This window comes from Bradyrhizobium sp. Gha (assembly GCF_900113735.1).
In the GTDB taxonomy this organism is placed as follows: domain Bacteria; phylum Pseudomonadota; class Alphaproteobacteria; order Rhizobiales; family Xanthobacteraceae; genus Bradyrhizobium.
The window spans coordinates 16,706-27,241 of sequence record NZ_FOQM01000017.1; the positions used below are offsets into that span (position 1 = coordinate 16,706).

Genomic DNA, 10,536 nt, shown 5'->3' on the forward strand with positions numbered 1-10,536 from the left:
ACTTGCTTTTCCTTCTTCTCGCCCCGCTGGCACGAGGGCGATCGCAAATGGCGCGCATGATGCGGCGGCATCGGCAGTAGGCTCCCTCTCCCGCTTGCGGGGGAGGGCTGGGGTGGGGTGTCTCCGCGCCGGGATTGCAAGGGATTGCGGAGGCTATGCCTGCGTGGCGAGAACCCGCACCCGCCACGCCCGTCTGGTCGCGGAACAATTGGTTCCCTCGCGAGTCGTCTCCTTGCGGCGTGGTGCGCTTGGCTGGAGGAGGGCCAAGGGGTGGTCAGGTCGGTGGTCAGGTCAGTGGTCTTGTCGAGATCGCGCTTGGGTCCGGCGCTTGCCGGCGCGGTTCTTGTCGTCCTGACAGTGTTGCTGCCCAACAGGGCCGAAGCGCAGTTCGGATTCCGCGGCGGGCCGCTCGGTGTTGCGCGCTTCGCCGTCGGCCATGTGCTCGGTCTGTCGCGCCTGCGCCATACCCGCATGGGGGTGCGCGGCGGCCGTACCCGTGATGCCGCTTTGCGGTCGCAGGATCCGCGGCCGAGGCCAGACGGAGCCGAGCGCGGCCAGCCCACCAATCCCTATGTCATGCGCGCGGCGCTCACCGCACAGGCCGCGCTGTCGGGTTGGCATGGCGGCCACCGCCCGCAGGGCTGGTGGCGTCACCCTGATGGCAGCTATGGCTGGATCGGTCCGGTGTTCTGGCCGTTCGCGCATGACGATCTCACCGCTGCAATCATTTTTGGCGATACGACCAGTCTCTCGCTCTATGGCTATGGCGATATCTATGCCGCGATCTTCGCGCCCTATGCCGCGCCGGAGCTCGCCGCCTACACCGCTCCGCATGGCCGTCGCGGGCGAAGGGTCCCGTCGGTGGAGACGGTCTGCGATGGCAGCGACACCGGCGGCTTGCCTGTCGAACGTATCGCCGAATTGGTGCAGCCGAACGAGATGCAGCGCACGGCGTTGGACGATCTCGGCGCCGCCTGGATCTCCGCGCGCGATATCATCCGCGCCTCCTGTCCGGCGCAGGCGCCCGCGACGGCCGCGGAGCGCCTCGGCGTGATGCAGATCCGCCTGGAGGCGATGATCAAGGCCACGGACGCGATCGCGCCAGCATTGGAAAAATTCGTCCACCTGCTCGATGACGGCCAGAAAGCAAAACTCGACTCGCTGGCGCAGCAGCGCCGTGCCGCCCTCGCATCGGCCCAGCGCAAGGACGCGCAGGCGGCCAAAGCCTGCGATCCGGACTACGATCCGCGCTACGACGTGCAGGCCCAGCACCAGTACGAGCAGCTCGTGCAGCAGCAATGGCCCGCCGCCGAGATCGTCTCGACGCTGAAGCTCGATGACACCGGAAGCGCCCGGCTCGACGTGCTCCAGGACACCACGCTGCGCACCATGCAGACGCTGAGCGCCTGCCCGATGAAGGCGGAAGCGACCCCGCAGGCCCGCCTCGCCGCCGTCAGGACACGGCTCCAGACCATGCTGCAAGCGGTGGGCGGCGTGGCCGATGCGCTCGATGATTTCGAAGCCGATCTGAGCGACGAGCAGAAGGCGGCATTCGAGGCGATCGGGCCGAAGCGGGGGACGTGAGGAGCTTGCCTATCGCGCAGCGGTTTCGGGCCGCTCCCGATGATCTTCCGCCGCAAAACGAGACGTCATCCTGAGGGCCCGCCGCAGGCGGGGCGTCTCGAAGGATGGGCCGCGGGCGAGCTGCCTGCCACCTCTTCCTTTATGCGACAGCCCTGCCTGCACTCGGGACCTATTGTAGGGCTTCCGGCCGGGCTCTAGTTCGCCTTGCCGATGAACGAATTCGCCAGGGATTATGTACTTTACAAACCTGATCGTAAATTGATTGCAGGAAGTTAGGCGCACAACCTGATCCGTAAGTCTTTGTTATCCCCCGCAATCCACCATATTTAGTATTTGATTCTGTAACTCTCGCTAGTTCTTGACGGGTCAAACCGAGAGTCCTAGCCTTGGATTCGTTCGGCGCGAGTTTGTTGTGAGTCCCGCCGGTCCAAATTCCCAAAAGGGTCACGGAGGAACACGCGGTGCCGCCCATCAGACGGGCTGGCAACGCCATGGAGATGTGCATCGAGATTCGGCCCGCGAGGGCCGCATGAGATGATCTGGAAAAGAAAAAGACCACCGGGGATTAGGGCCCCAGTGGTCCTCTGTCCAATCCAGACTTGCAGACATTGGGCGACTGCAAGACGGGCGGCGCAAAAACGTTAGGAGCCAACTAGACTCCGAACAAACTGCTCGGTCAAGCCCAGTCACCCTTACATAGGGAAACTGAGCTATGTCGAATATTCCTCTATCTGAGCTTGTTAAGAAACCGTTCGTTCCGGTCTATTGTAGCTGGACCGGCGCGTCAGGAGCGCTTTACCAGTTCCAGTTGGACGCACTCGGCTCCATTACGTACTTCCCGATGAGCGGCGTCTATATCTTCAGCCGCGACCTCGGGGGCGGCAGCCACTACCCCGTCTATGTGGGCGAAACGGACAGTTTCCAGCGGCGCTTGACCGACCAGCTTTGGGCGCACCACGCGCTTGATGCCATTCGGAAGCATGGGGCCACGCACATCAATACCCTCAGTATTGCTGGCGACCGTGCCAAGCGGCTTTACGTCGAAACTGATCTGCGGAACGCGCTCAACCCGCCCTGCAATAAGCAGTAGGCAATTGGCAGGGGCTCCGCTCACTTGCTGGGCCCCTGCTTCTTCGGCGGTTCTGCGGGCTTTTGCCGGGCAATCTTGCCGAGCTTTTCGTCACACCGTTTTTCGTCGTCGTCCGTTTCGAGTTCGCGGGCCGCTTGCTTGAATTTGTCGATCTGACTTTGTTTCGGTTTAGCCATGCATTTCGTCTACATCGATGATTCTAAAGATAATCGGCTAGCGTGCTTTTCAGCACTGCTGGTGCCGGTGGATTCGTGGAACGAATGCCTCAATAGGCTGATCGCGATCAGAAGGACCATAAAGCAGAGCGACGGCGTTCCATTGCGAATGGAAATGCATACGACTGATTGGCTTGGTGGAAAGGGGCGCCTTGTTCGCCACCTCAAAAAGGACGATCGCGTTCGCATCTATAACTACCTACTGGCTGGCATCACCATGTTGCCCGATGTTGATCTAATCAACGCAGCCGTTCCGCAGCACGAGGAAGAGAGGGCCTTTGAATGGCTCCTCAACCGCATCAATAAAAACATGGAGGTTGCCGGTAGCAAGGCGGTCATTTTTTCGGATCAGGGCAAGAGCTACGACAAACTCTTCCGCCGAATGCGGCGACATAACTTCATTCCCAGTCGCATCGGGCGATGGGAAACCGGAGCAATGTCGAAGAACCTGGTTCTTGATCGGATCGTTGAGGACATCGTCTATCGCGACTCGGAGAAGTCTCTGTTCATTCAGGCCGCCGATGCTTGCGCATACGCGGTACTTCGAAGTGAAAGCCCAATTCCATCAAAGACGGCACTCGGACTCGATCAATCGTTGATGATCCTTGAGCCGATTATGGTCAAACAGGCATTCTCAAGATGCCCGAAAAGGCTGGGCATAATCAGATAGGGCCGACTTCTCCTTATTGAGAAGTCGGCCCCCTGTGACCTGGAATCAGTTCAGCCTCTAAGCCGTGCCGGTGGGACCGTTACGATCCTCCTAGCTCAGCAAGGGCTATATAGCAGATTCACGCAACAAATTCAAGGGGTTAACAAGCCTTTGAAAGTAGGACTCTTTTTGACTCCAGCTAGGTATCTGAAGAGTTTTTTCCCCAGAAATCCAACTGAACGCCCTTCTTTCTTTCTCGAATCCCAGCCCTCTCCAGTTTACCCGGCTTCGGAGCCGTTAGGTTGTCGATAGGTTAGCGCTTACCGGTAGCGCCACGCGCCAAAACGCGCGCGTCTGCGACCACTTGAAGAAAATGATATCCTGCTTATGATATACGCTTATTTTGTATATCATGGAGGTGACGATGCTGGTTTCCAAATGGGGTAACAGCCTCGCTGTTCGCTTGCCCAAGTCGCTGGTGGACGCCTTGAACCTCTCACCCGGTGACGAGCTCAACGTGGTGGAGGCCTCGAAGAGCCGGCTGGCGGTGGAGAAGATCGACAAGCGGGCAGAATTTCTCAGGCAGGTGGAGCAGTTCCAGTTTCCCCTGCCCGAGGGCTACAAGTTCGACCGCGACGAGGCGAACGAGCGGTGAGCGCGTTCTTCGACAGCAATATCCTGATCTATGCGTATTCGACCGACGCGCGGCGCCAGCAAGCGCTGACCACGATTGCGGGCGGCGGTGTCATCAGTGCCCAGGTGCTGAACGAGTTCACCAACGTGCTGCGCAAGAAGCAGAAGCAGGATTGGCCTGTGATCGAAGCCGCCGTGCAGTCGCTGCGCTTCCGCTTTCCCGACATCGCGCCGCTGACGTCAGACACGCACGCCGCGGCGCTCGCTCTGGCTCGCGATCACACGCTCGCTTTTTATGACGCCTTGATCGTTGCAGCGGCGATCGAGGCCGGCTGCGACACGCTTTACAGCGAAGACCTGCAGCACGGCCGCGGCTTCAGTGGGCTCTCCATCGTCAATCCGTTTCTCGGGAGCGCGCCGTGAACGCCCAAACCCTCGTCGCCAAAGTCTGGAATTTCGCCCACGTCTTGCGGGACCAGGGCGTGTCCTACCAGGCCTATATTCAGCCGAATTTCCTACCTCCTCTTCCTCAAGATGGACGAGGAGCGCGTCCCAGATCGGCGAAGCGGGAGCGCTTCTGCAATGTCGCCAAGGCTCTTGGCGAGAAGCTTGCCCAAAGCGCCGATGATGCCACCATACCAGTGTTTTGCCCGACGCCTCAAGAGGGATTTCGTAAAATCAGCAGCGATGGCGAGACTTGCTATTCCGTTCGGGACTTTACGTACTGTGCATGGGGTTGTTTTTGATTCTCTTGATGTTCGTGTCGCACGGGCGAACTTGTAAGGATCTCTAACAGGTTCAGCAGCCGGTGAGCGCCACTATCCCCGCCGCCGCGCCGCGGAGGCATCCACGACGTTGTCGACTTCCTCGCGCCAGCCGAGAATCTCCATCGCCAGCACCGGGTGATTGAAGCCCTTGAGCTGGAGATCGTCGAGCGCGCGGGCTTCGACCCATGGCTCGACCATGCCGTAGACGCGGCGGCTCACCACGATCTGGTTCGCGTGGGCCTCGGCGCACAGGCGGGAGGCGAGGTTGGTGACGCTGCCGATCGCGGCATATTCCAGCCGCTGCTCGAAGCCGACCTGGCCGAGCGTGGCATAGCCCAGCGCGATGCCGATGCCGAAGCCGAGGCTGTGTCCGCGGTTGCGCCAGCGCTCGGTCAGCGGACCGATGGTGTCGCGCATCTCCACCGCCATCTTCACGGCGCGCGCGGTGTGGTCCTCGAACTGGATCGGCGCGTTGAACAGGATCATCACGCCGTCTCCGGCATATTTGTCCAGCGTGCCCTCGTATTTGAAGATCAGCTCGCCCAGCGCGGCGTGATATTCGCGCAGCACGTTCATCGCCTCTTCCGGCTCGGTCGCTTCCGTGAAGGCGGTGAAGCCGCGCAGGTCGCAGAACACCACGGTGACTTCGCGCCGCTGGCTGGTGAGCAGCCCCTCGGGACTGTCGGAGGAGGCGATCAGCTGCGCCACCTGCGGCGCGAGGAAACGCTCGAGCTTGCGGATGCGCTCGATCTCGCCGAGCTGGGTCTCGACGCGCTCCTCGAGCGACTTGTTCCAGTTCTTGAGCTGCTCGGTCTGCTCGCGCAGCTTGTCGGCCTGGGCGCGCACGGTCTCGTTCGCGCTCTCCAGCGCGCGGCTCTTGTGGTCGACCTCGGTGAACAGCCGCGCATTGCGCATCGCCAGCACCGCCTGGTTGGCGAAGGTGCGCATCAAGCCCGTGAGGCTGCCTTCGAACGCGCCGCTGGCGCGGCGCAGCACCACCAGCGCGCCGAGCGTGCCCTGCTGGTCGACCAGCGGCACCACCAGCACCGCGTGGAAACCGGCGGCGACCGCGACGTCGCGCAGCGGCTGTTCGGTCGCCTGATCGAGGTCTGCGATCGCGATCGGCTCACCGCTCTCGGCGGCATCGCTCAGGATGTTGTCGCCTTCGTCGATCGTGACGTGGGCGCCCTCGGCCGATTTGTCGATGCCGTCGGCCTCGACCAGTTTGAAGCGATGGCGTTCGGCGTCATGGCCATAGATCAGCACCGCATCGGCGTGGCTGATCTCCAGCGCGCGGGCGGCGATCGTCGGCAGCACGGCATTGAGGTCGAGCGAGGACGCCACCGCACGGCCGACCTCTTCCAGCACCTTCAGCTCGTTGATCGACTGGGCGAGATCGCGGGTGCGCGCTTCGACTTTCGCTTCGAGGTCCGTGTAGGTCTCCTGGAGCTGCCCGGCCATGCGGTTGAACTGGCCGGCGAGCTCCTCCAGCTCGTCGGAGGTGTGCACGTCGATGCGATGGCTGAAGTCGCCCTCGCCGAGCTTGTGCGCGCCGTCGCGCAGCGCCGTGATCGGGATGATCATGCGCCGTGCGAGCAGCGTGCCGGCGAGGATCGCGACCAGCAGGCCCATGCCGATCAAAAGCGCGATGCGCACGAGCTGGTCACGGATCGGCATCAGCGCCTCCGAGGTCGGCTGCTCGAACAGCACGCTCCAGCCGAGCTTCGGCACGGCGCTCTCGGCTGACAGCACGGCGTGGCCGTTGAAGTCGGTGCCTGACGTCGCGGGCTCGCGGCCGGGCGCGATCGCAGCCGCGACCTGCGGCAGTTTCGACAAATCGCTGCCGACATCGGGTCCCTTGGACGAGGTCGCGAGCACGCGGCCATGTGCATCGACCACATAGGCGAAGGCGGCCTTGCCGACCTGTGCGTCCGACACAAAGCGGGAGAGGAAGCTGAGATCGACCTCGGCGACGGTGACGCCGGCATTGAAGCCGGAATGTGCCACCGAGATCGACATGTAGGGAGTGCCGTCCGAGAAATAGGCCGGCGAGTAGCTGACGCCGCGCGCGACCGTGTCAAGGAAGCGCAGGTCGCGGGAGAGGTCCGCATTGCTGCCGGTCGTGGTCGACTGCCGCGAAACGCGCAGCACCTCGCGGCCGTCGCCGTTGAGCTGGAACAGCTGGGAGACGACGGAGACCTGCTGCAGCAGCTGGGCATAGTCGGCGCGGCGCTTCTCGATCGTGTCCCGGCTGGCCGTCGTCACCCAGCTGATCTGGCGCTCGATCTCGGAGACGGATTGCTCCAGGCGCCGCGCGACGGCTTGCGCCTTGTCCTCGAGCCCGCCGGTCAGCTGCGTCCTCGTGGCGCGATAGGAGATCCACGTCTCCATCGCGCCGCTGACGGCGAGCACGAACACGACGAGGCCGACGAGGGAGACGACGTATTTGGCGAACAGGCCCTCGCGCAGAAACCAGGTCTTGTCTTTCGCTCCCGCCATCCGGATCCTCTCGCGCCACGACGGATGCCGGCGCTATGGGTCGTCGAGGCCCAATAGCTCTTTTATCACAATTCGGGCCGGTGAAGCGGCGCGGGGCTCGTGTTGCCCGCGGGACACGCAGTCCGCCAATCACCTGTTAAACAGCTGTCGCATCACGTCGTTCATCGGCTGGCTGTCCTGCTGCGCCGCAGGCGGGTCCTGGGTCACCGGGTCCTGGGCCAGCGGGTCCTGGGTCGGCGGGGCCTGCGGCGCCGGTGCGCCGGGCAGGCTGCGGCTTCGGCCGGCGCCGTTTCCGTTGCCGCTCGACAGCCCCTGTTGGATCAGATTGCCGATCGCTTCGCCCAGCTGGCCCCCGAGCAGATCGTTTTGCCCTTGTCCTTGCCCGGGCCGTTGCGCCTGCGGATCGGCGTTGCCGCCACTCGGGGTGGGGCCGCCGAGGCCAAAACTGTTCAGGATATTGCCGAGCCCGGCGCCGTCAGGGCCGAACAGGCCCTTGCCCATCTCGCGCAGCTTCGCATAGGCGGCATCAGGATTGTCGAGCACGCCGGCCATGTCGGGATAGATCCGCGGCTGCGACCACGGGCCTGTGATCATCACGGGAATGCCGAAGCCGACCGGTTCGGACGTGCGGCCCTGGCCTTCGGTCGTCATTACCAGTTTCGGCTCGACGCGAAAGCCCATCATCTTGGTGTCGAGCGCAATGGTGCCGGCGCCGGTGACACGCACCAGCGGGCCGATCAGATTGAGATCGGTCGTCACCGCCTGGCCCTTGTCGATGCGGAAAGAGGCGGAGAGCTGTGACAGGTCCGTGCTCTGCTCCTGGCTGGCGTTCTGCTTGTCCTGCCAGCCCGACAGCGTGCCAGATGTCAGCGAACGGATCACCTGCGCGACATTGATGCCGCGGATGCTGCCGTCCTGGAAATTGACGAAGGCCGTGCCTTGCATGTTCGCCATCAGCGCGCGCTGGCTGGCGCCGGCGCTGCGCAGGGCGAGCTTGGCCTGCAGCTTGCCGTCGATGCGGTCGAATTCGGCAAGGCCCTGCAGCAGCGGCAGCGCGCGCACGCCGACGAGGTCGGAATGCATCGCAAAGCTAGGCGCGCCGCTGGTCGCATCCAAAATCGCTTCGCCCGAGACCTGGCCGCCGTAAGTGCCAAGATTGGCCGTGCCCGCCTTCAAGATGCCGCCTGCGAGCTTTGCATCCAGCGCCAGCGGCGCAAGACGGGCATCGCCGATGACGGCTTCGTTGGCCGAGACCCTGATCTGGGCGTCGACATAATTGAGTCCGGACACGTCGATCGGCGCATCGCTCCAGGGCTGCCCGGTCGCACCGCCAGGCGATTTCGCCAGCGGGATTGCGAGCCGCTGGAAATCGAGATCGAGCTTCACCAGCGGCTTGCTCGCGATGTCGACCGAAGCCCAGCCATTGAAGCCGCCATCGCCGAGCGTGCCGCTCACGCCGTTGATCATCACGACCGCGCCGTTCAGGCGCATGTCGGCATGGCCGGCGAGTTGAGACGTCAGCACGTCAGGCATGTCGATGGCGAAATCCACCGGGATGGTCTGCCGCTCGATCGGCGGCGCCGGCGTCGTCGCCTTGATGTCGAACCTCGTCGGGTGCTCGCCGAGGCGCGCGGTGCCGGCGATATTGACCTTGCGGTCGCGGCTCGTGACGGCGTCGGCGTTGATGGCGCTGATGCGGCCTTCGACGCGGTCGCGCGCGCGAGAGAATGTGATCTCGCCGTTGCTGATCTTGATGCGCTCGATCGTCGCGCCGCTCATGTCGAGCGCGAACGCCTGCGGCGATGCATCGGTGTTGGGCAGGCGCTCGCGCAGCAGCGGCTGATGCAGCACGGGGTGGCTGACGACAATCTCGCTGATCTCGGGACGGCCCGACCATGCGCTCGCAAGCGACATGTCGGCCTGCACGCTGTCGATCGTCAGGCGCGTGATGCCGCTGCGGTCCTTGGGATCCTGCAGCGTCAGATCGTTCAGCGTGATGTTCAGCGTCGGCCAAAGGCTGATCCTGGCGGTGCCGTCGATCGACAGGCGATAGCCGGTCGCCTGCTCGACGCGCGAGGCAATCGTCGCGGTCAGGAAGCCCGAGGGAATCCCGATCACCAGCAGCAGGCCGGCCACGATGATGATTGCGGCCACCGCAGCGCCGGCGAATTTCATTGCTCTCATGTCGACTTTCCAAGAACTGCAGCGTCGAAACCGGCCGGTTGCCGTCCATTCGCCTGAGTTTATCCCGGGACGGGAGACCGCTCCAAGCGGCTAAAAATAGTCGGGAGGTGCTGCAAAGTTATGTGACTTATGACACACTTCCCCGCGCGGTTTTACGCGATTCTGACGTCGATGCTGCCAAGCGATTTGCCGAAGCGATTCACAAGGACGTTGAAATGAGCAAGCAGGCCGAATTTGCGGTCATTCTGAAAATGAATGCCATGTTCGCCGACCTCGGTCCGGACGAGCTCCAGCGGCTGGCCAATCTTTGCCACACCCAGCATCTGGCAAATGGCGAGGTGTTGTTCCAGAAGGGCGATGCGGGAGACGCGCTGTTCGGCGTGCGCCGTGGTCAGGTCCGCATCGAGACTGGCGCGTCCGATGGCAGCCGGCTGACGCTGAACTTCATGGGACCGGGCGATCTGTTCGGAGAGGTCGCGGTGCTCGACGGCCAGAGCCGCACTGCGGATGCGACCGCCGGTGAAGCCAGCGAATTGTTCGTGTTGCGGCGCGAAGACTTTCTTGCTTTCCTCGAACGTGAGCCAAAGGTCGCGATCAAGATCATCGCGCTGCTGTGCCAGCGCGTTCGCTGGCAGAGTGAACGCATGGAAGAGTCGATGTTGCAGCCTTTGCCGGTGCGGCTGGCGCGGCGGCTCTGCGCGCTTGGCGCCGATTTCGGTTCCGAAGTCCACATCTCGCAGGAGCAGCTCGGCGTCTTCGTCGGCGCCGCTCGCGAGAGCGTCAACCGCCAGCTTCAGGCCTGGCGCAAGGAAGCGATCCTCGATCTCCAGCGCGGCCGCATCCTGCTTCGGAACATGTCCAAGCTGACCGCGATCGCGCGGAACGAGTAGGACGAAGCATCGCGGCGAAGACTTT

Annotated in this window: 10 protein-coding genes; 7 read left to right on the forward strand and 3 right to left on the reverse strand. The window is 63.2% G+C overall.

The window, feature by feature from the left end:
• Positions 1–282: 282 nt before the first annotated feature.
• Positions 283–1,584 carry a Spy/CpxP family protein refolding chaperone gene (locus BM222_RS20590; protein WP_177243350.1) on the forward strand — a complete coding sequence of 434 codons (1,302 nt, stop codon included), beginning with the start codon at positions 283–285 and terminating at the stop codon, positions 1,582–1,584.
• Positions 1,585–2,296: 712 nt separating this feature from the next.
• On the forward strand, positions 2,297–2,674 hold the full coding sequence (locus BM222_RS20595) for a hypothetical protein (protein WP_092231070.1): 378 nt from the start codon (positions 2,297–2,299) through the stop codon (positions 2,672–2,674).
• A 20-nt stretch (positions 2,675–2,694) separates the two neighbouring features.
• Here BM222_RS20595 and BM222_RS41190 read toward each other — a convergent pair whose 3' ends face one another.
• Entirely contained in the window at positions 2,695–2,850 is a 156-nt protein-coding gene (locus BM222_RS41190; protein ID WP_177243340.1) for a hypothetical protein, read from the reverse strand.
• On the opposite strand from BM222_RS41190, the gene BM222_RS20600 reads away from it, so the two are divergent.
• The 4 genes from BM222_RS20600 (at position 2,849) to BM222_RS41195 (ending at position 4,917) form a co-directional block, all read left to right on the forward strand.
• The gene (locus tag BM222_RS20600) at positions 2,849–3,559 is read left to right on the forward strand and encodes a DUF3800 domain-containing protein (protein ID WP_092231072.1); all 711 of its coding nucleotides are present in this window, start codon (positions 2,849–2,851) and stop codon (positions 3,557–3,559) included. The two genes, BM222_RS41190 and BM222_RS20600, sit on opposite strands and share 2 nt — an antisense overlap.
• Before the next feature lie 403 nt (positions 3,560–3,962).
• Positions 3,963–4,193 (forward strand): AbrB/MazE/SpoVT family DNA-binding domain-containing protein, encoded by a 231-nt coding sequence (locus tag BM222_RS20605; RefSeq protein WP_092231415.1) that lies wholly within the window; start codon positions 3,963–3,965, stop codon positions 4,191–4,193.
• The gene (locus tag BM222_RS20610; protein ID WP_092231074.1) at positions 4,190–4,594 is read left to right on the forward strand and encodes a PIN domain-containing protein; all 405 of its coding nucleotides are present in this window, start codon (positions 4,190–4,192) and stop codon (positions 4,592–4,594) included. The genes BM222_RS20605 and BM222_RS20610 overlap by 4 nt, the downstream gene beginning before the upstream one ends.
• Entirely contained in the window at positions 4,591–4,917 is a 327-nt protein-coding gene (locus BM222_RS41195; protein WP_177243336.1) for a hypothetical protein, read from the forward strand. Before BM222_RS20610 ends, BM222_RS41195 begins: the two co-directional genes overlap by 4 nt.
• Before the next feature lie 72 nt (positions 4,918–4,989).
• Here the strand turns inward: BM222_RS41195 and BM222_RS20615 are convergent, their stop codons facing one another.
• Together BM222_RS20615 and BM222_RS20620 are read right to left on the reverse strand one after the other, a co-directional pair.
• Positions 4,990–7,437, reverse strand: a complete 2,448-nt coding sequence (locus BM222_RS20615; RefSeq protein ID WP_092231077.1) for an adenylate/guanylate cyclase domain-containing protein — start codon at positions 7,435–7,437, stop codon at positions 4,990–4,992.
• 129 nt (positions 7,438–7,566) lie between these two features.
• The gene (locus BM222_RS20620) at positions 7,567–9,621 is read right to left on the reverse strand and encodes an AsmA family protein (protein WP_092231080.1); all 2,055 of its coding nucleotides are present in this window, start codon (positions 9,619–9,621) and stop codon (positions 7,567–7,569) included.
• A 215-nt stretch (positions 9,622–9,836) separates the two neighbouring features.
• Between BM222_RS20620 and BM222_RS20625 the strand changes: the two genes are divergently transcribed.
• Positions 9,837–10,511 (forward strand): Crp/Fnr family transcriptional regulator, encoded by a 675-nt coding sequence (locus tag BM222_RS20625; RefSeq protein ID WP_092231083.1) that lies wholly within the window; start codon positions 9,837–9,839, stop codon positions 10,509–10,511.
• Positions 10,512–10,536 lie beyond the last annotated feature (25 nt).